General features: G+C 62.1%; 27 protein-coding genes and 1 riboswitch. Of the genes, 10 read left to right on the top strand and 17 right to left on the bottom strand.

Going from position 1 to position 26,326, the window contains the following annotated elements; genetic code table 11:
- Positions 1–70 precede the first annotated feature (70 nt).
- The 7 genes from B5495_RS00210 to azu all read left to right on the top strand — a co-directional run bounded on the left by B5495_RS00210 (position 71) and on the right by azu (position 7,376).
- Positions 71–1,117 (top strand): ABC transporter permease, encoded by a 1,047-nt coding sequence (locus B5495_RS00210; RefSeq protein ID WP_079550287.1) that lies wholly within the window; start codon positions 71–73, stop codon positions 1,115–1,117.
- Positions 1,114–2,079, top strand: a complete 966-nt coding sequence (locus B5495_RS00205; protein ID WP_079550285.1) for an ABC transporter permease — start codon at positions 1,114–1,116, stop codon at positions 2,077–2,079. Before B5495_RS00210 ends, B5495_RS00205 begins: the two co-directional genes overlap by 4 nt.
- 62 nt (positions 2,080–2,141) lie before the next feature.
- Positions 2,142–3,158 carry an ABC transporter ATP-binding protein gene (locus B5495_RS00200; RefSeq protein WP_079550283.1) on the top strand — a complete coding sequence of 339 codons (1,017 nt, stop codon included), beginning with the start codon at positions 2,142–2,144 and terminating at the stop codon, positions 3,156–3,158.
- Positions 3,155–4,240 (top strand): ABC transporter ATP-binding protein, encoded by a 1,086-nt coding sequence (locus tag B5495_RS00195; protein WP_079550281.1) that lies wholly within the window; start codon positions 3,155–3,157, stop codon positions 4,238–4,240. The genes B5495_RS00200 and B5495_RS00195 overlap by 4 nt, the downstream gene beginning before the upstream one ends.
- 49 nt (positions 4,241–4,289) lie before the next feature.
- On the top strand, positions 4,290–5,207 hold the full coding sequence (locus B5495_RS00190) for a LysR family transcriptional regulator (protein ID WP_079550279.1): 918 nt from the start codon (positions 4,290–4,292) through the stop codon (positions 5,205–5,207).
- 54 nt (positions 5,208–5,261) lie between these two features.
- Positions 5,262–6,560, top strand: coding sequence for a Xaa-Pro dipeptidase (pepQ, locus tag B5495_RS00185; RefSeq protein WP_079550277.1), 1,299 nt, complete (start codon positions 5,262–5,264; stop codon positions 6,558–6,560).
- 339 nt (positions 6,561–6,899) lie between these two features.
- A complete protein-coding gene (azu, locus tag B5495_RS00180; protein ID WP_079550275.1) occupies positions 6,900–7,376 on the top strand; it encodes an azurin in 477 nt (158 codons plus the stop codon).
- 104 nt (positions 7,377–7,480) lie between these two features.
- On the opposite strand, the gene B5495_RS00175 is transcribed toward azu, so the two are convergent.
- The 5 genes from B5495_RS00175 to B5495_RS00165 form a co-directional block, all read right to left on the bottom strand.
- Positions 7,481–8,716 (bottom strand): CynX/NimT family MFS transporter, encoded by a 1,236-nt coding sequence (locus B5495_RS00175; protein WP_079550273.1) that lies wholly within the window; start codon positions 8,714–8,716, stop codon positions 7,481–7,483.
- Positions 8,717–8,854: 138 nt separating this feature from the next.
- Entirely contained in the window at positions 8,855–9,049 is a 195-nt protein-coding gene (locus tag B5495_RS15065; RefSeq protein WP_331712898.1) for a hypothetical protein, read from the bottom strand.
- Positions 8,980–9,372 (bottom strand): hypothetical protein, encoded by a 393-nt coding sequence (locus B5495_RS15060; RefSeq protein ID WP_331712895.1) that lies wholly within the window; start codon positions 9,370–9,372, stop codon positions 8,980–8,982. Before B5495_RS15060 ends, B5495_RS15065 begins: the two co-directional genes overlap by 70 nt.
- Before the next feature lie 10 nt (positions 9,373–9,382).
- Positions 9,383–9,541 carry a hypothetical protein gene (locus B5495_RS15055; RefSeq protein ID WP_331712884.1) on the bottom strand — a complete coding sequence of 53 codons (159 nt, stop codon included), beginning with the start codon at positions 9,539–9,541 and terminating at the stop codon, positions 9,383–9,385.
- A 91-nt stretch (positions 9,542–9,632) separates the two neighbouring features.
- The gene (locus B5495_RS00165) at positions 9,633–10,115 is read right to left on the bottom strand and encodes a hypothetical protein (protein ID WP_079550271.1); all 483 of its coding nucleotides are present in this window, start codon (positions 10,113–10,115) and stop codon (positions 9,633–9,635) included.
- 597 nt (positions 10,116–10,712) lie between these two features.
- Here B5495_RS00165 and B5495_RS00160 point away from each other — a divergent pair.
- On the top strand, positions 10,713–12,113 hold the full coding sequence (locus B5495_RS00160; protein ID WP_079550269.1) for an NAD(P)-binding domain-containing protein: 1,401 nt from the start codon (positions 10,713–10,715) through the stop codon (positions 12,111–12,113).
- Positions 12,114–12,351: 238 nt separating this feature from the next.
- Here the strand turns inward: B5495_RS00160 and B5495_RS00155 are convergent, their stop codons facing one another.
- From B5495_RS00155 to B5495_RS14825, 7 genes are all read right to left on the bottom strand, one after another.
- Positions 12,352–12,792: a YtoQ family protein gene (locus tag B5495_RS00155; RefSeq protein ID WP_079550267.1), complete on the bottom strand. Its 441-nt coding sequence runs from the start codon at positions 12,790–12,792 to the stop codon at positions 12,352–12,354.
- Between the two features lie 87 nt (positions 12,793–12,879).
- The gene (locus tag B5495_RS00150) at positions 12,880–13,650 is read right to left on the bottom strand and encodes an ABC transporter ATP-binding protein (protein WP_079550265.1); all 771 of its coding nucleotides are present in this window, start codon (positions 13,648–13,650) and stop codon (positions 12,880–12,882) included.
- Positions 13,650–14,603 (bottom strand): FecCD family ABC transporter permease, encoded by a 954-nt coding sequence (locus tag B5495_RS00145; protein ID WP_079550263.1) that lies wholly within the window; start codon positions 14,601–14,603, stop codon positions 13,650–13,652. The genes B5495_RS00150 and B5495_RS00145 overlap by 1 nt, the downstream gene beginning before the upstream one ends.
- A gap of 47 nt (positions 14,604–14,650) precedes the next feature.
- Positions 14,651–15,619 (bottom strand): cobalamin-binding protein, encoded by a 969-nt coding sequence (locus tag B5495_RS00140; protein ID WP_079550261.1) that lies wholly within the window; start codon positions 15,617–15,619, stop codon positions 14,651–14,653.
- Positions 15,609–17,465 (bottom strand): TonB-dependent receptor domain-containing protein, encoded by a 1,857-nt coding sequence (locus tag B5495_RS00135; RefSeq protein WP_079550260.1) that lies wholly within the window; start codon positions 17,463–17,465, stop codon positions 15,609–15,611. The genes B5495_RS00140 and B5495_RS00135 overlap by 11 nt, the downstream gene beginning before the upstream one ends.
- A 161-nt stretch (positions 17,466–17,626) precedes the next feature.
- A riboswitch (cobalamin riboswitch) is annotated at positions 17,627–17,874 on the bottom strand.
- Positions 17,875–17,998: 124 nt separating this feature from the next.
- Positions 17,999–18,238 carry a hypothetical protein gene (locus B5495_RS14830; protein ID WP_231897205.1) on the bottom strand — a complete coding sequence of 80 codons (240 nt, stop codon included), beginning with the start codon at positions 18,236–18,238 and terminating at the stop codon, positions 17,999–18,001.
- Positions 18,235–18,534, bottom strand: a complete 300-nt coding sequence (locus B5495_RS14825; RefSeq protein ID WP_231897204.1) for a phosphoglycerate mutase family protein — start codon at positions 18,532–18,534, stop codon at positions 18,235–18,237. Before B5495_RS14825 ends, B5495_RS14830 begins: the two co-directional genes overlap by 4 nt.
- 163 nt (positions 18,535–18,697) lie before the next feature.
- Here B5495_RS14825 and B5495_RS00120 point away from each other — a divergent pair, with 163 nt between their 5' ends.
- A complete protein-coding gene (locus tag B5495_RS00120; RefSeq protein ID WP_079550258.1) occupies positions 18,698–20,041 on the top strand; it encodes a sulfite oxidase in 1,344 nt (447 codons plus the stop codon).
- Between the two features lie 242 nt (positions 20,042–20,283).
- On the opposite strand, the gene B5495_RS00115 is transcribed toward B5495_RS00120, so the two are convergent.
- Positions 20,284–21,702 (bottom strand): IS1380 family transposase, encoded by a 1,419-nt coding sequence (locus B5495_RS00115; RefSeq protein WP_079550256.1) that lies wholly within the window; start codon positions 21,700–21,702, stop codon positions 20,284–20,286.
- A gap of 72 nt (positions 21,703–21,774) precedes the next feature.
- Here B5495_RS00115 and B5495_RS00110 point away from each other — a divergent pair, with 72 nt between their 5' ends.
- Positions 21,775–22,155: a hypothetical protein gene (locus B5495_RS00110; protein WP_197685628.1), complete on the top strand. Its 381-nt coding sequence runs from the start codon at positions 21,775–21,777 to the stop codon at positions 22,153–22,155.
- Between the two features lie 104 nt (positions 22,156–22,259).
- On the opposite strand, the gene B5495_RS00105 is transcribed toward B5495_RS00110, so the two are convergent.
- The 4 genes from B5495_RS00105 to gap all read right to left on the bottom strand — a co-directional run bounded on the left by B5495_RS00105 (position 22,260) and on the right by gap (position 26,269).
- On the bottom strand, positions 22,260–22,919 hold the full coding sequence (locus tag B5495_RS00105; protein WP_079550254.1) for a bifunctional 4-hydroxy-2-oxoglutarate aldolase/2-dehydro-3-deoxy-phosphogluconate aldolase: 660 nt from the start codon (positions 22,917–22,919) through the stop codon (positions 22,260–22,262).
- A gap of 103 nt (positions 22,920–23,022) precedes the next feature.
- Positions 23,023–23,688, bottom strand: a complete 666-nt coding sequence (gene pgl, locus B5495_RS00100; protein WP_079550252.1) for a 6-phosphogluconolactonase — start codon at positions 23,686–23,688, stop codon at positions 23,023–23,025.
- Between the two features lie 18 nt (positions 23,689–23,706).
- Positions 23,707–25,212, bottom strand: a complete 1,506-nt coding sequence (zwf, locus tag B5495_RS00095; RefSeq protein ID WP_079550250.1) for a glucose-6-phosphate dehydrogenase — start codon at positions 25,210–25,212, stop codon at positions 23,707–23,709.
- Between the two features lie 52 nt (positions 25,213–25,264).
- On the bottom strand, positions 25,265–26,269 hold the full coding sequence (gene gap / locus B5495_RS00090; RefSeq protein ID WP_079550248.1) for a type I glyceraldehyde-3-phosphate dehydrogenase: 1,005 nt from the start codon (positions 26,267–26,269) through the stop codon (positions 25,265–25,267).
- Positions 26,270–26,326 lie beyond the last annotated feature (57 nt).

The following is a 26,326-nucleotide window of genomic DNA, read 5'->3' as shown; positions in this document are numbered from 1 at the left end:
CTGCCGTTTGGTTTAACGACGCGTCCCACGGGCGCGTCGCTTCCCTGTTGCTGCCACAGGATACTTCCCCATGATCGCTTTTTTGATCAAGCGTCTTTTTCACGCGCTGCTGGTTATGTTTGTCATCAGCGTGATCGCCTTCGCCATACAGGATAACCTCGGCGACCCGATTCAACAGATGGTGGGTCAGTCGGTGCCGGAAAGCGAGCGCGCCGAGCTGCGCGAAGAGCTGGGGCTGAATGATCCGATGCTGACCCAGTATCTGCGTTTTGCCGGCAACGCCGCGCAATTCGATTTCGGCTATTCCTACGTGTTCAACCAGCCCACCACCTCGGTCATCGCGCGCCACCTGCCGGCCACGCTCGAGCTGGTCGCGGCCTCCACCTTCCTGATTATCGCGCTGTCGATTCCCATCGGCGTATACAGCGCCATCAAGCCCCGCGCCTGGCTGACGCGCTTTTTCATGAGCGTGTCCATCGTCGGCATCTCGATACCGGTGTTCCTCACCGCCATCGTGCTGATCCAGATTTTTGCCATTGGCGTGAGCGTCTCACCCTTCCCCGCGGAAACCGGCTGGGGCGCGTGGCTGAACGATGTGCTGTCCACCGAAGGCGGCATGCCGGCCTATGGCCGCGGCGACCCGGTTCACGTATTTGGCACCTGGGACACCAACTTTGCCAGCCTTGAAGGGCTGACGTATCTGGTGCTGCCGGCGATTTCGCTGGCCTCGATCATGCTGCCGCTGTTTATCCGCCTGATCCGCGCTGAAATGCTTGAGGTATTGCAGTCCGAATACGTCAAGTTTGCCCGCGCCAAGGGCATCTCCATGCGCCGCGTGTATTTTCTGCACGCACTGAAAAACACCATGCTGCCGGTGATTACCGTAGGTGGGGTGCAAATCGGCACGCTGGTGGCCTACACCATCCTCACCGAGACGGTGTTCCAGTGGCCCGGCATGGGGCTGATGTTCCTCAACGCCATCGAGCGCTCCGACATTCCGCTGATCGTCACCTATCTGATGATCGTGGGGCTGATCTTTGTGATCACCAACACCCTGGTAGACCTGATTTACGGTCTGGTTAACCCCACCGTCAAACTGACAGGAAAACCCGCATGACTGATTCTTCACAGACAAGCGCCACGGCGGCAGCCCCTCCGCTGCCCGGCCGCTGGGAGCGCTTTCGCGACTCTTACCTGCTGTACAGCTTCAAGCGCGACATTATCGCCCAGCTGAGCCTGTTGGTGTTTATCGCGCTGGTGGCCATTGCCGTACTCGCGCCCTGGCTTTCGCCCATGAACCCTTACGACCTGGCGCAGATTGATATTCTCGCCTCGGAACTGCCGCCGTTCTGGGTGGATGGCAGCGACCCCGCCTACCTGCTGGGCACCGATGCCCAGGGGCGAGATATGCTCTCGACCATTCTCTATGGCGCACGCGTGTCGCTGATCATCGGCTTTGGCGCCGTGGCGCTGCAGGCCATCATCGGGGTGAGTTTCGGCCTGATGGCCGGCTATCTGGGCGGGCGCGTTGACGCTTTTCTCATGCGCCTGGCGGATATCCAGCTGTCGTTTTCCACGCTGATGGTGGCGATTATCGTCGGCGCGCTGGTCAAGGCCATTTTTGGCGGCGCAACCTTCAGCACCTACGCCGTGCCGCTGCTGGTGGTGATTATCGGCCTGGCCGAATGGCCCCAGTACGCGCGCACCGTACGCGCCTCGGTCCTCGCTGAACGCAGCAAGGAATACGTCGATGCCGCTCGCGTCATGGGGCTGCGCAGCAAGCGCATCATGTTCCGCCACGTGCTGCCCAACACGCTGTCGCCGATTTTCGTTATCTCGACGGTGCAAATCGCCAACGCCATCATTTCCGAAGCAGCGCTGTCCTTTCTGGGGCTGGGTATGCCGGAAACCCACCCCTCGCTGGGCTCGCTGATCAAGGCCGGCTTTGACTATATCCAGTCCGGCTCCTGGTGGATCACCCTGATCCCCGGCGCGGTGCTGGTGATACTGGTGCTGTCGATCAACCTGCTGGGCGATTGGCTGCGCGATGTCATGAATCCCCGGCTGTACAAGGGTTAGCACTCTCACAGGGCCAAACCATACAAGCTAAACAAAAAGGCCGAGAACAAGGGCAAAACACTATGGCACTGCTGGAAGTCAATCATCTCGATGTTCATTTCGCCCTGCGCAAGGGCGATGTCCACGCCCTGCGCGATATCAACTTCACTCTGGAACGCGGCGAGCGGCTGGGGATTGTCGGCGAGTCCGGCGCGGGAAAATCCGTCGCCGCGTTCGCGCTGTTGAACCTGATCGCCAAGCCCGGTTTTATCGCCGGCGGCGAGGTCAATTTCGAGGGCAAAACGCTCAATACGATGAGCGAGCGCCGCCTGCGCAAGGTGCGCGGCAACCGTATGTCGATGATCTTCCAGGATCCGATGATGACGCTCAACCCGGTGTTGTCCATCGGCGAGCAGATGATCGAATGCCTCAAAGCCCACCGCCGCATCAGCACCAAACGCGCCCGGGCCATTGCGCTGGACAAGCTGCAACAGGTGCAGCTTCCCTCGCCGGAAACCCGGCTGGCTCAGTACCCCCACGAGCTGTCCGGCGGTATGCGCCAGCGCGTTATTATCGCCATCGCCCTGCTGCTGGACCCCGACATCATCATCGCCGACGAGCCCACCACCGCGCTTGACGTCACCATTCAGGCCGAAATCATGGCGCTGCTGCTCAATCTCTGCGAGCAGCACAACGTCGGGCTGATACTGATCACCCACGATCTGGGCGTGGTCAGCCAGGTGACCCAGCGCATGCTGGTGATGTACGCCGGCCGCGTGATCGAACAGGGCCCCACCCGGGAAATCATCAACGACCCCCAGCACCCTTACACCCAGGGGCTGATCAACGCCCTGCCGCAGATGGCCACGCCCGGCGAGCAGCTCAACCAGATTCGTGGCAGCATGCCCTCGCTGTCCAACCTGCCGGGCGGCTGCGCGTTTCACCCGCGCTGCGATTTCATCAAGCGCGCCGATGGCCAGACGCGCCCTGCCTGCGTTGAACAGGTGCCCGGTTTTGTCACCTCGGGCAACTGTCAGGTCGCCTGCCACATGGTCGCTGAAATGCAGGAAGACCGCCGTTTGAAGGAGGAAGGCCAATGAGCGCCACCGCCACCCGCATTCCCGTCACCGAAGCCCGGACCGATCAAACGCACGCGGCCGACAAGACACAGGACGCGGAAACGCTGCTGGAAATCCGCGGTCTGGAAAAGCGTTTCTCGCTGTCCGGCGACTTTCTCGATCAGCTGCGCTTCAAGGGCGGCAAGCTGATACGTCATCAGGAATACGTCCACGCCATCAACGGTGTTGACCTCAACATCAACCGCGGCGAAGCGCTGTGCGTAGTGGGCGAATCCGGCTGCGGCAAATCTACCGTGGCGCGCCTCGTCATGGGGCTTTTGTCGCCCTCGGCGGGTGAAATTCATTACGACGGCACGCGCATCGACAACCGCAGCAGCCGTCAGCTGTTGCCGTTTCGCAAGCGCATGCAGATGATCTTTCAAAACCCCTATGCGTCGCTCAACCCGCGCATGACCATCCAGCAAACGCTGGAAGAACCGCTGCGCCTGCACCATCCGGACTGGAACCGCCAGCAGGTCGTCGCGCAGGTCGAACAGGTCATGGCCTCGGTAGGCATCGACCCGGACTGGGGCAAACGCTTTGGCCACGAGTTTTCTGGCGGCCAGCGCCAGCGTATTGCCATTGCCCGAGCACTGGCGGTAGACCCCGAGTTCATCGTCGCTGACGAACCGATCTCGGCGCTGGACGTCTCGATTCAGGCGCAGGTGCTCAACCTGCTGATGGACGCCCGGCGCGAACGCAACCTGACGTACCTGTTCATCACCCACGATCTGGCCGTGGTAGAGCATTTCGGGACTCGCGTGGCGGTCATGTATCTGGGTACGGTGTGCGAAATTGCCGACACCGCGACGCTGTTTGCCAAGCCGCGCCACCCTTATACACAGGCGCTGCTCTCGGCGATCCCGCGCCTTGATGACGACGGCCCGCAGCATATCCGCCTGGAAGGCGAAGTGCCCACGCCGGTCAACCTGCCCACTGGCTGCGTGTTTCACGGCCGCTGCCCGTACGCCAACGCCCGCTGCAAGCAGGAAATACCGGCATTAACAACCCAGGATGACGGCGTTCGCGTGGCGTGTCACGCTGTTGAGGAGGGCCGACTATAATGGCGGCGCTTTCCACCACGGGGCAGCCATGAGGCGGGCAAAATAAGCTATGGAAATTCGCTGGCTGGAAGACTTTATAGCCCTGGCCAGAACGCGGCATTTCTCCCGCGCGGCCGACGAACAGCACGTTACCCAGCCCACTTTTTCCCGGCGCATCAAGCTGTTGGAAGAAGAAATGGGCGTCACGCTGATCAACCGGCAAACGCTGCCGCTGTCGCTGACGTCCGAGGGCGATGAGTTTCTCGCGCTGTGCGAAACCATCACCGAAGGCGTGCGCCTGACCCGGGACCGCATGCGCGACATCAGCGCCGGGCACAAACGGCGCATCAGCGTTGCCGCGCCGCAAAGCCTGCTGGCGCGCTTTCTTCCCGAATGGCTGGGCAGCATGGGCTTTGAGGGGCGCATGCAGCCTTACCTGCGCGCCACCGGCTGGGTCGCGGCGGACTATTTCAAGGCGCTCAACCGCGGCGAGTGTGATCTCGCCCTGTGCTACTGGCCGCTGGAACGCTGCGATCTGGAGCTGGACACCAGCGCCTGCAGCTACCGCACCGTGGGCCACGAACGCCTGATTCCCGTGACCGCCACCACCGCACAGGGTGCACCGCTGACCACGCTCCCCGCCAGCCGACAGGCGCCGGCACCCTGGCTTGCCTACCCCAAACTCGGCCTGCTGGGCGCCGCCCTGGAAACGCATCTGGCGCGCATGTCACACAACACCTGCCTCTCGGTTAAAAGCGAGAACCTGTACGCCGCCAGCATCAAGGAGCTGGTACTTCTCGGCTACGGCATGAGCTGGCTACCCGAGCGCACGGTGCGCACCGAGCTGGAGAACGGCACGCTCACCCGCGCCGGTGACTCGCGCTGGGACGTACCCCTGGCGCTGCGTCTTTACCGTCACCAGCAGCATCACCACGCCGAGCTGGACGCGCTCTGGAGCGAGCTGTCTTCACTGCGCAGTCCAGCTTAGCCACGCACATCATACCCACGGTTTTACACCGGTTTTCACAGGGAGACATCCGGCATGTCCGAGACGCTCAACCGCCTGCAGCAGGCACACATCAACCAGCTGCTGGACACCTATCGCACGCTGATGCAGCAGCACGGCCTTGACGCCATCGCCCTTTACAGCGGCCATGCCGCGCCCCACTACGGCGACGATCAGTTCCCCGAGTTTCAGGCCGCGGGGCATTTTCTTCACTGGGTGCCGCTGCTTGAAGCGCAGCACAGCTGGCTGATTATCACCCCCGTTGATCGCCCGCGCCTGATGCTCCACGCGCCCACGGACTTCTGGCACCTCTCGCCCGAGCTGCCCGACGAGCCGTGGGTCAGCGAGTTTGACATCGAGCTTGTCAGCGAAGCCGCCGCGCCGTCGCTTTCCGGCAAGGTCGCGCTGATTGGCAACGTGGAGGCCCTGCAAGGCAGCCCCGTCGCCCCGCCCCACGGCGAAGCCAACCCGCCGACACTGGTGAGCGCACTTGACGAGCTGCGCATGCACAAAAGCACCTATGAAATCACCTGCCTGCGCGAAGCCAACCGCCTGGCCAAGGCCGGCCACGAAGCCGCCCAGGCCGCTTTTGCCGGCGCCAGCGCGGAGCTTGATATTCAACTGGCCTACCTCGGCGCCAGCCGCCAACGCGAGTCCCACGTGCCCTACGACAACATCGTCGGGCTTAACCAGCACGCCGGCGTACTGCACTACCAGCATTACGACCTGCATTCACCCGGCAAGCGTTACAGCCTGCTGGTCGACGCCGGGCGGCGTTTTCGCGGCTACTGCGCCGATATTACCCGCACCTGGGCGGGCCCCGATGCACCGGCGACGTTTGGCGATCTGATTGACGCCATGCACGCGCTCAAGGACCGCCTGATTGCCGACATTGCCCCGGGCGTTGACTACCTCGGCCTGCACCAGACAATGCACCGCCAACTGGGCGAGATTCTGGTCAGCCACGACCTGTACCGCGGCACCGCTGAGGCCTGCGTGGAAAGCGGCGTGACCCGCGCGTTTTGCCCCCACGGCCTGGGCCATTCGCTGGGCATTCAGGTTCACGATGTGGCCGGCCTGCAAACACCAAGCGGCGAGCCCGCCCCCGCGCCCGAGACACACCCGGCGCTGCGCCTCACCCGCACGCTGACGCCGGGCATGGTGGTCACCATCGAGCCGGGGCTGTATTTCATCCCCATGCTACTGAGCCCGCTGCGCGATACCGACGCCCCCATCAACTGGGCGCTGGTCGACCAGCTCATGCCCTGCGGCGGCATCCGCATTGAAGACAACATCGCCGTTACCGAACAGGGCTTTGACAACCTCACCCCCTGAACGCCAGAGTAAAATTTCCCTGGGCGGCGAAGCCCGCCGCCCGCCACACCAACACGAGCTATTAACACGGGCTATTAACACGGGCTATTAACACAAAGCAGGAACTTTCAGCGCATCACCGCGTCACAACAGGTACGCGCAGCGCAGGGACGAGCAGCGGCAAGCCTGCACAAGCACCGCTTGACAGCAGGACGCCGCAAGCACAAAAATGGAATGCGTATCACTATTAGCCAGATGCGCCGTAGCCCGTCAGATGAAACATAGACAATGGCAAACAGGCATCTGGTTAATCGTAATATGAAAAAATAATTCATCCCTGATAATCGTAAGGATCTTTACATGAAAACTTCCTGGATGCTGATTCCCGCCGCTGCCTTTGCTGCCATGGCGTTTGCTTCTCCGACAATGGCCGCTGAAGACGGCGCCTGCGAGCTGACCATCGAAGGCAACGACGCGATGCAGTTCAACAAGGACGAAATGAGCGTTCCGGCAAGCTGCGACGAAGTCACGATAACGCTTGAGCACACCGGCGAAATGGCCGCCAGCGCCATGGGTCACAACTGGGTACTGTCCGACTCCGACGTCTATGAAGACGTTGCTAAAGCCGGCATGAGCGAAGGGCTGGACAACAACTACCTGCCCGAGGACGACGAGCGCATCATTGCCCACACCGACATCGTCGGCGGCGGTGAAAGCACCAGCGTTACCTTCTCTACCGAAGGCCTTGAAGACCGCGACCTGACGTTCTTCTGCTCCTTCCCGGGTCACTACGCCGCGATGAACGGCAGCTTCACCGTGACCAAAGAAGAAGAGTAAAGAAAAAGGTAAGGCTAATCGCCTGACCGTCACGGCATGTATTGAACGTGCCAGATGAAAAAAGCGCGCCGCATTCGAATTGCGGCGCGCTTTTTTATGGCTGATTAATAACCGGCTTGGCCCTGCATCACACGCGCGTAGCGCTTCGGATTAAAGCGCAGCGTGACCACCAGCATGGCCGCAATGCCCACGGCCAGCAGTGCCCAGGCGCTGATAAAGCTGCCGGTCATTTCGCGCAGGGTGCCGCTGATCCACGGCGACATGGCATTGAGCATGAAACCAAAGCCCTGCATGAAAGCCGCCAGACGCCCTGCCGCCCGGGCATCGGGCAGGTGGTCGAGCGCGAGGATCAGCCCCAGCGAGAAACTCGCCCCCAGCCCGAAACCGCCAATGGCGTTCCATAGCAGCGCCAACGACTGCGGCATAAAAATAAAGCCCAGATAGCCCACCAGCTGCGCGGTCAGGCTGGCGGCCAGCAGCCAGCGGCGGTCGGCGTTTTTCTGACGCTGCGCCAGTGCGGGCATTGTCAATGCGGCAAGCACCTGAAAGATGGTCATCCACGCCAGCAGCTGCCCACCGGCTACCGCACTCCAACCAAGCTCTTGATAGTACACGGGTAGCCAGGTCACCACGCTTGAATAGCCCGCGTTGATCACGCCGAAGTACAGCGCCAGCAGCCACGCACGCTTCAACCGCCAGGGGCGCACGCCCTCAATGGCCGCTACGCTTGCCGGTGGCGCGGCGCGACGGCGAAAAATCAGAAACCAGCCGACCAGCGTAATGACCGCCGGCACCCACCAGATGCCCACGCCCAGCTGCCAGCCGCCAAGCTCGGCCAGCCGCGGGCTGATCCAGGCCGAGAGACCGCCGCCAGACATCAGCGAGGCCGAATAAAGCCCCATCACCAGCGGCATGCGCGCGCCAAAACGGCGCTTGACCAACCCCGGCACCAGCGCCTGTATCAAGGCAATACCGGCGCCGCCCAGCAGCGCAGTGGATAAAAGCGTCATGCCCGTGCCGCTTACCTGACGCAGCGCACAGGCCGCCCCGATGGCGGCAAGCGAGAGCATAATGCCGCGGCTTTCACCCAGCAGGCGCTGCAGCCGCCCACTGGCCAGCGCCACCGCGCCCATGCACAAAAAAGGCAGCGTGGTCAGCCACGCCAGCACGCCGTAGCCAAGCCCCGTGGCCATGCGGATGTCTTCCATCAGCGGGCTGGCCGAGGCCAGCAGCGGGCGCAGGTTCAGCCCCAGCGCCATGATGAGCAACAGCCCGCCTATAAACTGTAGCGTTTCTGAATGTGCCGCTTTGTCGCCGACCGCGCCGCTCTGTGTCGTCATCGTCGCCTCATGGTGGTGGTTCAGAGATGATACCCGGAAAAAAGACCCACATTTTTAACACGCTAACGAACGATTTTGTATACAAGACGTGAACACCGCAAAAATCGTCACACCATTCAGGCGTATAGCGGGTACGCGCTATGAATGGTCCAGCAACGCCATCACGGCATCCATATCCAGCTGCTGTTCCAGCGTATCGGCCAGGCGCTCAAGCTCGCGTTCACGGTGGGCGCGATAATCGACGTGCTCGGCATGTTCAAGCCCTAAACGCCCAAGCAGTGCGGAACAGGTATCCGGATGCTCAAACAGGCCGTGCAGGCCGGTGCCCAGCACCTGGCCGTCAGCGCTGATCGCGCCTTCTGAAGCAAAGGCCGAATAAACACCGGAGGCGCCGCCGCCAACCGCGTGGTGAGAGCCAGCAGCCCAAGGCCCCGCGTGCGAGATGGCGTGCCCTCTACCCCGTCAGGGTCGTCAATCCACTCGCCCAGCATCTGCTGGCCGCCGCCAATCCCCAGCACCTTGCCGCCATAGCGCAGGTGGCGTTGAATTGCGCCGGAAAACCCTTGCTGTTTAAGCCACGCAAGGTCGCTGATCACGCTTTGGCTGCCGGGCAAAACAATCACGTCAGCCGGCGGTATCGACCGGCCGGGGCCCACAAAGGTGACGTTAACCTGCGGGCGGGTCAAAATCGGTGTGATTGCTGATGCGCGGCAGCGCCACCACGGCCACGTGGAGCGTATGCGCCCGCTTGGGTAGCTGAGTCAGCGCTATGCCGTCTTCGGCATCGAGCAGCAACCCCTGTAGATACGGCAAAGTGCCCAGCACCGGCTTGTCGGTGCGCGTTTCCAGCCACTCCAGCCCCGGCGTCAGCAGTGCTATATCGCCGCGAAAGCGATTGATGATAAAGCCACGTAGCTTAACGGTTCAGCAGCTCGCGTAAAATCAGGTTGATCACCGCTTGTTCGGGGTTGTCGTAGCCGCGCTGGTCATAGTCATCGTAACGCCGCTGCTCCTCGCGATAGCGCGAGTCGCCGAGAATATCGCGCAGCCGCGCTTCGTGCTGTTCATCGAGATCGCGGTAAGCGCGTTCGCGCGCCCAGTCAGAGCGGAAACGGCGCTGGCCAAGCTCACGGTAATCCCGCGAGCGCTGGCGATTGAAGCGCTCCAACGCACGGCGCTGCTGGCGGTCCAGCTTGCGATCGTGCCGGTTCCAGTCGCCGTTTTTCTGCGTGGCACCGCTGTAGCCGTCGGTAGCACCCGAATAGCTGTCGGTAGCGCCGCTGTAGCCATCGTGACGGCGGTCAGCCTGAGCGCTGCCCACGCTCAGTAACACGGCAAGCGCCACCGCGCTCGCGACCCCCAGGCTTGTATGCACTAACGTTTCGCGTAGTCCTCGCATGTTCAGACTCCATTTTTGCTGATTAACACATCGGTCACTATGTTAAGCGATGACACTTGCGCCTGACCGCGATAGCGGCGAAATTCTTATTGCCTGCTAACTTTCCAGGCTCGGCCTTCTTTTTCGGGCCGGTCCTTTGCCCAAGGCGAATCCGGGGCATTTAGCCACACCGGTTTGACCCGTTAGGGCAAAAAGTCGTATCTTAATAAGGAAAAGTTATGGATGCCGCAACGGCTCCGACTATTGTATCTTGTCACCCTCAGCATTCTGTGGTTAGCGGACAATAGCCGATCGTTCACGAGACGAAAGCTCTGGAAACGATAGTTTATTAGACGACAGATCATGCCGGCTGACACCATCGCCGCGTGATCCCTTCCCGCAAACGACACGCGCACAAAGCGCATGTCCGCTCCAACCCGCACAGGCTATTTGCCTCGTTAACGTTATATGGCCGGGTCTGCCTGCACCGTTCAGGCCACAGCGTTCGTTTGTGTTTTGCATTAAGGCGGGCGTCCATGACATCCAGCCAATGCTGACACGCACGCGCGGTACGTTGAGCCAGCCAGCGCGGCATCAGCCAGACCGGAGCATGATGATATGACTAAACGCGTTGCCATTATTGGCGCAGGCCCCAGCGGCCTGGCCCAACTGCGTGCCTTCCAGTCCGCCGCCGAAAAAGGCGCTGAAGACGTCGAGCTGACGTGCTTTGAAAAGCAGAGCGACTGGGGCGGCCAGTGGAACTACACCTGGCAGACCGGCCTTGATGAAAACGGCGAACCCGTACACAGCAGCATGTACCGCTATCTGTGGTCCAACGGCCCCAAGGAATGCCTGGAATTTGCCGACTACAGCTTTGAAGAGCACTTCGGCAAGCCCATCGCCTCCTACCCGCCCCGCGCCGTGCTCTGGGATTACATCAAGGGCCGCGTCGAGAAAGCCAATGTGCGCCGTTTTATCCGCTTTAACTGCCCTGTGCGCGACGTAAGCCATGACGACGCCAGCGGTGTGTTCACCGTGACCGTACACGACCACAATACCGACACCGTGACATCATCCACCTTTGATCACGTGATTGTGGCGTCCGGGCACTTCTCCACGCCCAACAAGCCCGAGTTCGACGGCTTTACCGACTTCAACGGCCGGGTGCTGCACGCCCACGACTTCCGCGATGCGCTGGAGTTTGCCGGCAAGGATTTGCTGCTGATTGGCTCAAGCTACTCCGCCGAAGACATCGGCTCGCAGTGCTACAAGTACGGCGCGCGCAGCATCACCACCAGCTACCGCACCGCCCCCATGGGCTTTGAATGGCCGGATAACTGGGAAGAAAAGCCGCTTCTCGAACGCGTGTCCGGCAATACCGCGTATTTTATCGACGGTACCCGCAAGCGCGTGGACGCCATCATCCTGTGTACCGGCTACCTGCACCATTTCCCCTTCCTGCCCGACAGCCTGCGGCTGAAAACCAACAACCGCCTGTGGCCGCTCGACCTCTACCAGGGCGTGGTCTGGGAAGACAACCCGCAGATGTTTTATCTGGGCATGCAGGATCAGTGGTACACCTTCAACATGTTCGACGCCCAGGCCTGGTTTGTGCGCGACGTGATTCTCGGCCGCATCAGCCTGCCCGAAAAAGCCGAGATGCAACGCGACAGCGCCGAGTGGCGCGCCCGCGAAGAAGCGCTTGACGACGACGAAGCGATGATTCGCTTTCAGGGCGACTACGTCCACCGCCTGATCGAGCAGACCGACTACCCGAGCTTTGATATCGAAGGCGTCAACCAGACGTTCCTCGCCTGGGAGCAGCACAAGCACGACGGCATCATGACCTTCCGCGACCGCTCCTACCGCTCGCTGATGACCGGCACTCAGGCGCCGCCCCACCACACCCGCTGGCTTGATGCCATGGACGACTCGCTCGAGGCCTTCCTCAACGATCCGCGGGAAGACCGGCCCGCCTCGCGCAAAGCCAGGGCGACGTCCAGCTCGAAGAGCGCTTGATAGATATAGCCGTCCACAAGGCGCCTAAGCCATAGCGACCAAGAGGCCGCTGGCCTCCCATCGCCCAATAAATTGGCCTCCTACAAAACCCGATATGTGTAACGCATCATTGTAGGAGGGCAGCTACGCTGCGCGACCGGCATCGCCAGATGCCCTTGCTATCAGCGGCACAAAATCCGCACAAAAAAAGCGCCCCGCGGGGCGCTTTTTGCATCAACAACACTGCCTGAGGCGTTTATCAGGCCTTGAGCACGTAGCGCAGGATGTCCACTACCTGATCGGTGCTGGTGCACCAGGCTTGTGCTTCGGCGTCGACTTCCTTGAGCGGGTGGCCGATGTCTTCGTTGTGCAGCGTGACGTAGGGCTTGGCCAGCGCGGCGCAATAGCCGGCGTCAAAGGCGGCGTTCCACTGCTTGTACTTGTCGCCAAAGCGCACCACGACAAAGTCACTCTGCTCGATCAGCGTACGCGTACGGATGGAGTTGACCTTGGAGGACTTGTGGTCGCGCCAGAACTTCTGGCTTTCTTCACCGAGGTGATCGCCGGCGGCGTCGCTGGCGTCGTGATCAGTCACCGGCGCGGTGAATACCACGTCCAGCCCGGCCGCTTCGGCACCGCGCTGGATTTCGTCACGCCAATCGGTGTGAATCTCGCCGGAAAGATAAACGTAAAAACTCATGGTGATCTCCTGCTAGTGGTCACGAAACGACCCATGATAGCCCAAATCGCATTTATGGAAAATCCTTCCATAAAAACGACCGGCTATTTAGCCGTTGATGGGTACAAACACCGGCGCGCCGTTGACCTCAACGACCGTTAAGCGCTGGCGGTAAAGCCGCTCCAGCGCGGCGGGCTCCAGCATCGTTCGTGCTTCGCCCCAGCAGGCTTCGCCGTCGGGGTATAACAGCAGCACGTGACTGCACCAGCGGGCGGCAAGGTTGAGATCGTGCAGGCACAGCATCAACGTTTTGCCCGCTTTTGCCTGTTCGGCCATCAGCGCCATGACCGAGCTTTGATGGTGCAAATCCAGATGATTGGTGGGCTCATCGACCAGCCACACGGCGGGGTCCTGAGTCAGCACCGTGGCAATCGCCACGCGCTGGCGCTCACCGCCCGAGAGCGTATTCACCAGCCGCTCTTTCAGGTGCGCCACGTCCAGCCGTTCAAGCGCCGCCTCGGCGCGGGCCAGATCGTCGGCGCCTTCCCGTTGCCACGCCGACATATACGGGTGCCGGCCAATCAGCGCGGTTTCCAGTACCGTGGCGGGAAAGCCGTCCAGCCGTTCCTGAAACACCAGCCCCAGGCGCTGAGCAATTTTCCGGCGGCGCAGCTGCGTAAGCGGCGCGTCGTCAAGCGCGATGCTTCCTGCGCGCGGCGCGTTCAGCCCCGCAAGGGTGTGCAGCAGCGTGGTTTTTCCCGCGCCGTTGGGGCCCAGCACGCCCCACACCTGCCCCGGTTCAAGCGTCAGGCTGAGGGCGCGCCCGCTTGGGCGGTTGGGGATATCGATGACCAGATCACGAGTGGCAAGCACGCTCATCAGCGGCTCCGGTAAAGCAAGACAAGAAACGTCGGCACGCCGAGCAGCGCGGTAATCACGCCCACCGGCAGCTGCTCGGGGGCAATCACCGTGCGCGCCAGGGTATCGGCCAGCAGCAGCAGCGTGCCGCCGGCCAGCGCGCAGGCGGGCAGCGTCAGGCGCTGGTCGTTGCCCAACACCAGGCGCAGCATATGCGGCACCACTAGTCCGACAAAGCCGATGCTGCCAGCGGTAGTCACCGCCACCGCGGTCAGCAGGCTGGCCACGGCGTAAATGCCCCACTCCAGCGGACGGGCATCGACCCCCAGCGCGGCGGCCTGCTGCGGGCCACGGGCCAGCACGTTAAGGCTGCGCCCCAGCGGCAACAGCGCCACGCAGGTCACCAGCAGCAGTATCAGCGGCGGCCAGGGCGTGCGCGCGTAGGACAGATCGCCCATCAGCCAGTAGAGCATGCCGGGCAGGCGCTCGGCGGGCGTCATCGACAGCATCAGGGTAATCATCGCGCCCCAGCCCGAGGCCACCACCACGCCGGTCAGCAGCAATCGCGTGGGCGCCCAGCCGCCTTTGCCGTGGGCCAGCCCGAACACCAACAGCGTCGACACAAAGGCCCCGCCAAACGCCGACCCCGAGGCCCAGAGCCCGCCCGCACCCAGCAGCATGGCGCCCAGCGCGCCGATGGACGCGCCGCCGGAAAGCCCCAGTACGTAAGGATCAGCCAGCGGGTTGCGCAGCAGCACCTGCATCAGCGCGCCGGCCACGGCCAACAGCCCGCCCACGGCAAAGGCCGACAGCGCCCGAGGCAGGCGCAGCTCCACCACCATGGTGCGCGCCAGGCCGTCGCCGCCGCCTTGGGCAATCGCCCACAGCTGCTCAAGCGAAATGGACGCGCTGCCTATCCCCAGCGCGAGCGCCAGTGCCGCCAGCGCGCACAGCGCCAGCACCATCAAGGGCATCCCGGTACGGCTAAATCCTGTACGACCCAGCCCCGTGCGGGCAACCACTATTCGTGCTCGTTGCCGTGCCGCGCACGGTCAAGGCGTTCACAGAGCGCCTCGGCACCCTGCAGAAAACGCGGCGTGGGCCGCACCAGCCAGTCCGCCGGTACGGTAAAGAGATTGCCTTCAGCTACCGCAGTCATGCCTGGATACTGCTGCCAGTGGGCCAGCCAAGCGCTGCTCTTGTCATCACTATCAGCGTCGCCGCTGCGGCCGGTGATGATGACATCGGGATTGGCCTGGAGAACGGCCTCGTCGTCAAGGCGAGGCACCAGCCGGGGCTGGTCGCCGAAGACGTTGACCCCGCCGCAGTCTTCAATGGCCCGGCCGATCAGGTGCTCTTTGTTGATACTCATCAGCGGGGCGTCCCATACCTGATAAAACACGCTGACCGGCTCGCGCTCGCTATAGCGGGCTTTCAGCTCGGCCATGCCGTCGCGAAAACGCTCGGCTTCCTCGCGGCCGACGGCGTCGCTGCCGGCCAGATGCGCCAGCCGTCCAAGGGCGCTGGCCACAGCTTCTGTTGTCCGCGGCTCAATGTAAAACACCGCCATATCCAGCGATTTCAGCGTTTTCAACTGCTCGTCGGGGTTACCCGTAACCCAGCCAATCACCAGGTCGGGCTCAAGCCCCACCAGCGCTTCCAGATCGATGCGGTTATAGTCGCCCACCGAGGGCAGCGCCTTGGCAGCGGGCGGGTAATCGCTGTGTTCCACCACGGCGACGACGTTGCTTCCTGCGCCGGCGGCAAAGGCCAGCTCGGTGGCACCGGGCGAGAGCGCGGCAATCCGCGATGCCGGCGCCTCAAGGCAGACCTCGCGCTCCAGATCATCCACTGCGCAGCGCTCGCTCTCTGCCTCTGTCTCTGCCTTGATATCGGCAACGGCAACGGCAACGGCGCTATTAGCTAGACATAGCCATAGCGCCGCTCCAGCGAGCGGCGTGAAGCGGCGTTGAAAGCGCTTATTGAGCACCGAAGCTCACGCTCAGATAGGCCGCACGGCCGGCGGCTTCGTAGCCCTTCACCGTCTTGTACTCCCGGTCGAGTGCGTCTTCGACGGTCAGGCGTGCAGACCATCCCGGGGAAAAAGCATAGCCCGCCCGAAGCTTGAGAGTCGTGGCGCCTGCCATGCGATCTTGATTAGCCTCATCGTCGTAGCGATGGTTCTGCGCAATCAGCGTGCCGCCAAGTGACCAGTCACCCAGCGCGCGATCGGCGTCAAAGCGCAGGCTCTGCGTGGAGCGCCGGATCAGACGCTTGTCTAGCTCACGGTTCTCGGGGTCGGTATAAGTCAGCGCCGCGCGCAGTGTCCAGTCGTCAATATCAACGCCCGCGGAGAGCTCTGCCCCGCGAATCCGCGCACGACTGACGTTTTTCGGCGTATCCACAAAGCCGTTACCGGAGGTATCGACGTTGGTGATCAGATCATCAATATTATTTTGGTACAGCGCCAAATCCCAAAAGCCGTGCGCTAGCTGCGCGCGAACCCCCAGCTCGATATTGTCCGAGGTTTCCGCCTTGAGGTCAGGGTTTTGAAAAGTACCTGGATAGTAGAGTTCGTCAAAGCTTGGCGCGCGAAAGGCGGTGGCGTAGCTGGCGCGCAGGGTGTGATGATCATCTAAGTCGTAACCCAGCGCCAGACCACCGGTCGCCTCGTCGCTGTAGGCCTGGTTATCGTCAAAACGTAGGCTGGCCTGGGCGGTAAAGGGCGAGAAATCTAACAGCGCCTGGGTAAAAACCGCGCGGTTGTAGCGGCTCTCAACGTCGTAGCCAACATCGCTGCCGTCCACGCTATCGTCCTGGTATTCGGCCCCGGCAATAAGCTGGTGGTTACCGATATCCCAGGTATTTTCCCAGCGTGTCGTGCGCGTCTGAGTCTCGAAAACGCTCCCCCCAAAGTCGTTATGATTTTCTTGCTCGTCGCGCGCTTCGCTCAACGTCAGCCGGCTAGACCAGCCACTGCTGATGGGGATCTCGCCATAGATACCGGCCACCTGCTGCACATAGTCGGTATCCGCCGGCCCAAACTGATCGAACTCGGTGTTGCCACGGGCCCGCAGCCCCAAAAGACCGAGCTCGACACCGCTGGAAAAAGTATGCGCAAGGCGCACCAAAGCAGAGGTATTGTCGTAGCCTTTGTCGCTCTCACCTTTGACGATTTCGTAGCCGTCGGTATCAAAGCGGCTGGCGGCGACGTGGTAGCTTGTGCCGCCGCTGCTGCCCGAAAGCGAAGCACTGGCGCGCTGGGTGTTGAAGCTGCCGCCGCCCAGCGAGAGGCTTGGAGTCGGCCGGCCTTCCCCCTGCGGGGTAAAAAGCTGCACTACGCCGCCCACGGCATCGGCGCCGTAGAGGCTACCTTTGGGGCCGCGCACAATTTCAGCGCTTTCGAACATACGCGGGTCAAGAAACTGCCAGGCAGCACCGCCGGTTGCCGCCGAGCGCAGACGAATACCGTCGATCATCAGCAGGCTCTGGTTATTCTTGGTGCCACGGATATACACGCCGCTGACCTTGCCAAACGTGCCGTTGGACGACACATCGACCCCCGGCTGGCCGCGTAGCAGGTCGGTGAGATCGGTGGGATCCTGGCGGCGCAACGTGGCTTCGTCCAATACGGTGACGGAAGACAGCGTTTCATCAGCGGTGCGCGGCGCCAGAGCTGCGGTAACCACCATCGGGTTGAGCGCCCCGGCGCTATCCGGTTCGCTCGGTACGTTAACGCTCTGGGCATGCACGGCCAGCGGGAGTGCGGCCAAACTGAAAGTCGCAAGCGTTTTGCCGGCGTGAAAACGGCCGGACTTGAAAAGACGGTTAGACATGAAAGATCCCTTGCTCATCGTGCTCACCCGCACGGAGTCATCATTTTTTGACCGGGCGGGGAAGATGAAGGGAGCAGCAGAGACCGGCGCCAGACGCGCCTTATCCGCCTGCCAACGCCCACCGCGCCACGGCTTGTGTACCGGGTTTATGTATCCGGTTTATATACCTGACCTCTCAGGCCGGTCTCCGGGCTGACGAGCAAAAGGGCGTTGGGTGTTTACGGCATGCGCACCTTTATTCCGCAGCGCCCTTCCCACGCGTTTTTTATACGTTGTAGATAAAAAAGCGGCGCAGTGGCATGCGTTGCGGTTGTCTCGATCACCGTTGCGGGGGCAGCGTCGGAATGGGCACCGACTTCCCGTTTCACCGCCGCACGTTGCGGCTGGCACCTGAGAAAGTGCGCGTAAACTAGCAAGTTGCATCGGCGAAAGCAACGCCACCGTGGGGTTACCCCTTCAAGGGCATGGCCAGCCCGTGGCGCACGTACCAAACGCGCTCGGCACGCGTCGCCGCGTCCTGATTGAACCAGCCGTTAAGGTCGCGCAGGCGGCGCAGGCACCGCCGATGAATAGCTGCACTGCCATTCGCCTGCTCCCTTGTCTGCTTGGTCGGTGGCTCGGTCTGTTTGATCGGTGGAGTGAGTCGGCTGATAGCGAAGCTGCCAGCGTCGTCCTTCGGCCTGATTCACGGTGGAGTCCCAGAAGGCCACGCGCTCAAAGCGCCGGCGTAGCTCGTGGATCACCCCGCCGTGAGCCACGGCGAGGACTTTCACCGGCTCTGTCTTGACCGATTCTGTTGAGCCGGTTTGCATCGCCGCTCGGGCAACACCGGCACGCCGTCGCGGGCGGCCTGCGACCATTCGAGCGTCTGGCGGCAGCGCGTCAGATCGCTGGTATAAATCAGCTCAAAGCGCTCGCTTTCAAGGCCTTGGCGCAGGCGCAACAGTGCCGCTTCGGCTTCGGGAAACACCAACGGAATATCGCGCTGGCCCTGATAGCGGCGCTCCAGGTTCCAGGCGGTCATCCCGTGGCGAACTGCCACAAGCTCCACAGACACAGCAAAAGCCATCGTTATCCTCCTTCCGTCTGATTGTTTCTATGCAACTTGACTCTATTCAAACAATATCCCAGCTTGATTAAGCGGCGCACGATGTTTGGTCCTAGCCAACAATGACAATAAGGCCCGTCCGGCGATATCTCAGCCGGTCTGCGGGCCAGCCAGGAGTTCTACAATGAAGAAACGCCCCACTGATACCAAAGCCCGTGGCATCCACGAGCTCTATTCCGACGACCCTGAAATGGCCGATAAACAGCTCTGGGATCGTGAAGTCGACCCGACCAGTCGCCGCGGCTTTTTGAAACGCTCGAGCTTACTGGCCATGGCCGCCGCCGTCGGCGGCTCGATTCCCTTTGCCAATCATATGCCCGGCGGACTGATCCCGGCGGCGTTGGCCCAGAGCAACGAGTCCTTCCAACTGAAGGGCAAGGAAGGGCTGACCGTCCTCAATGACCGGCCGATTAACGCCGAAACGCCGCCTCATCTGCTCGACGATGACATCACCCCGGCCCGGCACATGTTCGTGCGCAACAACGGCATTCCACCGGCGATAGCAGACATCGATGCGGATACCTGGCAGCTCGAAATCGGCGGAGAGTCCTGCAAAAACCCGCAGAGCTTCAGCATTGCCGAGCTCAAGGAGCAGTTCGAGCACCACACCTACCAGCTACAGGTGGAATGTGGTGGCAATGGCCGCAGCGAGTTCGTGCCCTCGGCCAGCGGCAACCAGTGGACGACCGGCGCAGTGGCCTGCCCGACCTTTACCGGCGTGCGCCTGCGCGATGTGCTTGAGGCCTGCGGCATCGCCGACGACGCCGTCTATACCGGTAACTATGGCGCTGACGCCCATGCCAGCGGCAACCCCGATAAAGACGCCATTTCACGCGGCGTGCCCATCGAGAAAGCTCTGGAAGATGAGTCACTGATCGCCTGGGCGATGAATGGCGAGGACATACCTTATCTCAACGGCTATCCGCTACGCGTCGTGTGCGGCGGCTGGCCGGGGTCGGTCTCGGGAAAGTGGTTAAAACGCATTGTGATCCGCAATCAAAAACACGACGGCACCAAGATGGCCGCGCCTTCCTATAGCGTACCCCAACATCCCGTGGCGCCGGGCAGTCAGGTACCGCTGGAAGACTTTGTGACCATCCAGTCGATGCCGGTGAAATCTCTGGTGACGTTTCCGCAGTCCGGGGCCGACCAGGCGCTTGGCGAAGCGATGACGGTGCGCGGCCATGCCTGGGCCGGCGATCTGGCGGTGAAAAAAGTGCAGGTGTCCATCGACTTCGGGGCCACGTGGCACGACGCTGAACTGAAAAACCCGCCCAACCGCTTGGCCTGGCAGCGCTGGACCACCTCGGTCGAGTTTCCCGAGCCCGGCTACTTTGAAGTCTGGGCCAGAGCCACCGACGAGAACGGCCTTTCTCAGCCCATGGTGGTGCCGGGCTGGAACCCCAAGGGCTATCTCAATAACGCCTGCCATCGCATTGCGGTTCAGGTGGCCGAGGAGGTCTCATGAACACCTCATCCCGCCTTATTCATCAGGACGCCGAACGAGCGTTTTACGTCCCGTGGTGACCGGGACCGACCGGCTTTTATGTCATACGGTCGCTGAGTAGCCGATTAGCACATAGCTTTATCGTATCAATGCCGTGATATTTATAACTGAAGTTCATTGGTTTCGAGTGACGGCGCAGCCGTGGTCGTCGGCCTCCATAGTGGCCGTTTTGTCTGCTGGAAAAGGCTGAGTAATGCGACGTGTCAGGTCAATGCCGTCAGCCGCGGCAACCCCTTCAGTAAGGATGGCCACCATTTGTCGGCGGCATCGCCGAGGTGCACGGTGATACGCCGGGCGTGCACTGTCAGCGTGGCGGCCACCTTGAGCACCTGCTCGCGCATCCGCTTCAGGCTCCAGCCCTGCCGGGTCTGTCGTTCCAACAGGCAACGCAGCCCGTGTAGCACCTGATAAGCGCAGAGAGTCAGCAGCAGGTTTACCTCGTTGCGGGCCATGACGTCCTGGACGGTGGAGACACCGCGATCAGTCGAGGAGAGATGCATATCGAGCGACGACTTCACCTCGCCCATGTGGGCTTCGGCGCTGCCGCGCTTGCGATAAAGCGCCAGGACCTTTTCCGGCGGCCAGTCGAACTTGCCGAGATTGGTGACCAAAAAGAAGGCATGCAGCAGCAGATCATCGGGCCGCTCTTGTACCACCAGCACCACGCGCCGCGGCGCCGGCCAGGTACCGGCTTGGTACGCCAGGTCATGGCACCATTCCCGAGGTTGCTCGGGGGGCCGGCCGCGTGGCCGCTTCAGATGTGGCGCTGCCAGTGTCTGCAGGCCCGTATGACTGCGCAACCGGCCCAGATACTCGATGTCGCGATCTTCCAGCGCCTCAAGCGTGTCGTTGTCGGTGAAGCCGGCGTCGATGCGCACCTTGACCTTGGCCCCGGTGCTCTCGTTGAGTCGCCGCACCAGATGTGGGATCCAGGTATCGGCATTCTCGGCTGGGCCGGCGTTACCTTCACGCAGCAGGCCGCCCACCATGTCGCCGGTCTCTGCCAGCGAGGCCACCAAAGGCGAGTATATTCTGGCCCCGTAAAGTCCATGAAACGCCGAACCGCCCTGGTGGCCGTGAACGTCGATCGGCAAGCCGTCGATGTCCAGCGTCAGATGCTCGGGGCGTTCGCCGCCGTTCAGCGAGGTCAGTCGCCAGACCGCCAGCCGCAGCAGGCCCTCATGCACGGTATCGATATTGTCGTCGCGGCCCAGGCACGTCAGCAGCCGCGACAGCGTCGCTTGAGATGGCCGGTCCTGAGCCAACGGCGTTGTCCCGCGGGCATCACTGCAGGCTAGCTGCCAGAGCGGGTCACGGCGAAGCGTATCGGTATCGCTGAGGTCGATCCAGCCCATCGAACGCTGCAGCACCAGGGTACGCAGCTGGCTGGCTAACGAGTGGCGGACGCGATCCGGGTCGCGGTGATCGACCAGATGGTCGTCCAGCGCATCGATCATGCCGCTGTTGTCGAGGGCTTCACGCAACAGCAAAGCACCGCTGTCGCTGGTGGTGCGATGGCCGCTGAGCTCGACGCGGATGGACCCGTTGCATGACGGGGTCCAGGGGGATAAGCTTTCACCCATGGCGAGTGGTCCTCTTGAATTGTGTTCGTTCAGGAACATCTTGATTCTACAAGAGAAACTGCTCGCCATCTTCTTTTCTGTCTCAGCCCGGTGAATTAGGCGGGCTCATTCATGAACACCTCATTTCAGTGGGGCAAGGCAGCGCTGATCGCCATGCTGATCGGTCTGCCGGCCGGCGCTCTGGCTCAGGAAACTGATCCCGACACGGGTTTTATCCAGGCTGAAGGCTGGCAAGCGACCAAGGCCAACTGCACCGTCTGCCATTCCGCCAAGCTGGTTACCCAGAACAGCGGCTCGCGCAACCATTGGCAGTCGCTGATCCGCTGGATGCAAAAAACCCAAGGGCTCTGGCAGTTCCAGCCCGAGATGGAAGCCACCATTCTCGACTATCTAGCCAGCAATTATGGGCCCAAGGAAGATGCCCGCCGCCCGCCTCTACCCAGAGCGCTCATGCCAGACAACCCTTATCCGACGGTGTCCGACTCTGATTGACGCCGCCAAGGCCCCGAAAGGGGCCTGTTCGCAGCAAGTGCCGGTGACCATTCACTTAAGCCCGTGAGGACAGCCGGCAGCGCGACAAAGAGACTCAACGCCGCTTAATGGTGAAAGCGTTCGGCGGCCTGTTTGGCCAGATCGCGGATGCCGTCCCAGTCTTCAGCGTCAACCAGCGCCTTGGGCGTCAGCCAGGTGCCGCCTACGCACATGACGCTGTCCAGCGCCAGGTAATCTCCGGCGTTGTCGACGTTAATGCCACCAGTGGGACAAAAACGCGCGTCGGCAAGCGGTGCGCTAAAGGCCTTGAGCGCGGCCACGCCGCCGCTGGCCTCGGCGGGAAAGAACTTGAAACGGCGGTAGCCGTACTGCCAGCCGGTCATCACTTCGGAGACGCTTGCCACGCCCGGTAGCATTGGCACCGGGCTTTCAATGCCGTAGCGATACAGCGCTTCGGTCGCGCCCGGGGTCACCACAAAATCCGCCCCCGCCTGCTCGGCCTGACGATACTGCGCCGGCGTCAGCACCGTGCCCACGCCAATGCTCGCACCCGGCAGCGCTTCGCGTATGCGCGCCACGGCGTCAAGCGCGCAGGCGGTGCGCAGCGTGATTTCCAGTACCTGCAGGCCACCTTCCACCAGCGCCCGGGCAATGGGCACGGCGTCTTCCAGCCGCTCGATGGTAATCACCGGCAATACTTCGGCCTTCAGGCAGATGCTGTCGAGTTCGGCGGTACGCGTTGAGGGCAACTGTTTATCAATCATTAAACGTCTCCAACATATTAAAAATTATCATTATTCAGTAAGAACCCTGTTCATCATGCCTGATCTCGGGGCATGGCGGCACACCCACATGACACCGTTGGCCTCAGGGCGCCCAGTAAATCGCCAGCGGGCAGGCTAAAAACGCGCGGATCGGCAGCTCGCGGGCATCATCGCCGGGCAGCGCTCGGGCCAGCACGTCGCGCTTGGCATCGCCGGTAATGTGCAGAAAGTGCCGCCGCGCACGGTGCAAGCGGTCGGCCGAGAGCGTGATACGCGGCTGGCGCTGGCTGGGTGCCCGCACCGCCACCAGTGGATCGCGGGTGGCAAGCGCCAGCTCAAGCTCGGGGCTATCGGCAAATATGGAGGCGGTATGGCCGTCGGTTCCCATGCCCAGCACCACGACGCTTGCCGGCCAGGCCAGCGCCTCGAGACGTGCCGCCGCTTCCTCGGCACCTTCTTCCGGCGTGCCGGCGGCGGTTTTCAGGCCCACAAACCGTGCGGCGGCGGCTTCATGCTGCAGCAGCTCCTCGCGCACCAAACGGGCATTACTATCGGAATCACTTTCTTCCACCCAACGCTCGTCGGCAAGCGTTACGTCAACCCGCGCCCACTCCAACGGCGTTGCCGCCAACGCGCGAAAAAACGCCACCGGCGTAGAGCCACCGGAGACGACCAGCAACGCGCGCGGCTGATGGCGCAGATCTTCTGCCAGGGCGCTGGCGACGGCTTCGGCCAGCTGCCCGGCAAGGGCTTCTCGGGGGTCGCTCATGTCAGCACTCTTTTCATATCAGTAATCCTCGTACCAGCTGCGTCCGTCCTGGGTAATCATGGCGATGGACGCCACCGGCCCCCATGAGCCCGCGGGGTAGCGCCGAGGCGGCGTACTGCGCGCCTGCCAGCTTTCGCTCAGCTGCTCGCACCAGCGCCAGGCGTACTCGACTTCATCGCGGCGCACAAACAGGTACTGCCGGCCTTTCATGACTTCCAGCAACAGGCGCTCGTAGGCGTCGGGAATGCGCGACTTGGGATACGCATTGTTGAAATCCAGATGCAGCGGGCCGGGACGCAGGCGCATGCCTTTATCCAGCCCGCTATCTTTGGTCAGCACCTGCAGCGCGATGCCTTCATCCGGCTGCAGGCGGATCACCAGCTTATTGGCCGCCAGGCTGCGCTGGTCGGGATCGAAGATATAGTGCGGCTGCTGGCGAAAGTGAATGACAATCTGGGAGAGTTTTTCCGGCAGGCGCTTGCCGGTGCGCAGATAAAACGGCACCCCCGCCCAGCGCCAGTTGGCCACTTCGGTTTTCAGCGCGACGAAGGTTTCGGTATGACTTTGCGGATTGGCGCCGTCTTCCTCGAGATAGCCCGGCACCGGCTGGCCGTCGCTGGTGCCGGCAATGTACTGGCCGCGCACCACGTCGCGCTCCTGGGCTTCCGGCGTCAATGGTTTGAGCGCCTTGAGCACCTTGACCTTTTCATCGCGGATGGCGTCGGCGTCCAGATTGGAAGGCGGATCCATGGCAATCAGGCAGAGCAGCTGCAACAGGTGGTTCTGCACCATATCGCGCAGCTGGCCGGCGTCGTCAAAATAGCCCCAGCGGCCTTCGATGCCGACTTTTTCAGCGACGGTAATTTCCACGTGGGAAATGTGGTTCTGGTTCCACTGGTTGCCAAACAGCGGGTTGGCAAAGCGCAGCGCAATCAGGTTTTGCACCGTTTCCTTGCCCAAATAGTGGTCGATGCGGTAGATCTGCTTTTCGGGGAAAACCTCGCCAATGGCATCGTTGACCGCGTTGGAGGACGCCAAATCATGCCCCACGGGCTTTTCCACCACCACGCGATCGTGCTCACCCAGGCTACCGCTTTGCTGCAAATAGCCGCAAATATCGCCATAAAGCCGCGCCCCGACGGATAAATACACCACCATCGGCCGCGTGGCCGTGCCGCGCCAATCGCCCACGGCGGCATAGTCCGCCGCCTGGGTAAACTCCAACGGACTGTAATCCAACCGGCGTAAAAAACGCGTGCGGCTCTCGGCATCCTGCTCGTCATCTGTCAGGCGCGCATCGAGGGCCTCGGCCACCAGCTGGCGAAACGACGCCGTATCGTGGGCGTGGCGCGATAGCCCGAGAATCCGCGTGTCAGCGGCGAGCAGCGCTTCGCGGTCAAGCTGGTAAAGCGCGGGCAACAGCTTGCCCTGGGCAAGGTCGCCCAGCGCGCCAAACAGCGCCAGATCAATGGCGTGACTAACATCGCCGAACGGTTCGGTTGATGCACTTCGGGGCTGGCTCATGGGCGCTCCTGTTGCCAAAAACAGTGAAAAACCGGGCGTTAAAAAAGCATCGTCACTTGTCGCACGCCTGCATGGCAAGGGCGGTATCCAGCATGCGATTGGAAAAGCCCCATTCGTTGTCGTACCAGGCCATGACCTTGACCAGGCGGCCGTTGACCCGGGTGTGGTTCTGATCAAATACGCAGGAATGGGCATCGTGGTTGAAGTCGATCGAGACCAGCGGCTGCGCGTTGACGGCCATGACGCCTGAGTGCTCCGCTGCCTGCGCCACAATCGCATTGACTTCCGCGACGCTGGTATCTCGCGCCACGGTAAAGGTGACGTCAACCAGCGAGACGTTGATCACCGGCACGCGCACGGCGAGGCCGTCGAGCTTGCCGTCAAGCGCTGGCAGCACCTTGCCGACCGCCGCCGCGGCGCCGGTTTGGGTCGGAATCATCGACTGGGTAGCGCTGCGTGCGCGGTACGGATCCTTGTGCCAGGTGTCCGACAGGTGCTGGTCGTTGGTGTAGGCGTGAATGGTGGTCATCAGCCCGCTGTCAATGCCCAGCGCAGCGTCCAGCGCCTGGGCCAGCGGCGCCAGACAGTTGGTGGTGCAGGAGGCATTGGAGACCACCGTATGCGTCGCACGCAGCACGTCGTCGTTCACCCCGAACACCACGGTTGCATCAGCGTCGGGGCACGGCGCTGAAATCAGCACCCGGCGTGCGCCGGCGGCAAGGTGGCCGGCGGCGGCCTCGCGGCGGGTAAACAGGCCGGTGCATTCCAGCACGATGTCCACGTTATGCGACTGCCACGGCAGCGCACGGGGGTCGCGTTCGGCCAGCATCGCGATACGATCATCGCCTACGCTAATGCTTTGTTCGTCATGGCTCACCGGCAGGTTAAAGTGGCCATGCACGCTATCATGACGCAGCAGGTGCGCATTGAGCGCGGGATCACCCAGGTCGTTGATCGCCACCACGCGAACGCGCTCGCGATAGCCGTTTTCATACAGCGCCCGCAGCACGTTGCGTCCAATCCGCCCAAAGCCGTTAATGGCGATATTAAATGTCATCCGTTTGTCCTTTAATAAGGCTGACAGGTATTTACTAGGCTCGCACACATTGATCAG

This window comes from Vreelandella subglaciescola, assembly GCF_900142895.1.
In the GTDB taxonomy this organism is placed as follows: Bacteria; Pseudomonadota; Gammaproteobacteria; order Pseudomonadales; family Halomonadaceae; genus Vreelandella; species Vreelandella subglaciescola.
Note: the sequence above shows the minus strand (reverse complement) of the source record. Positions and strands in the feature narration are given on the sequence as shown.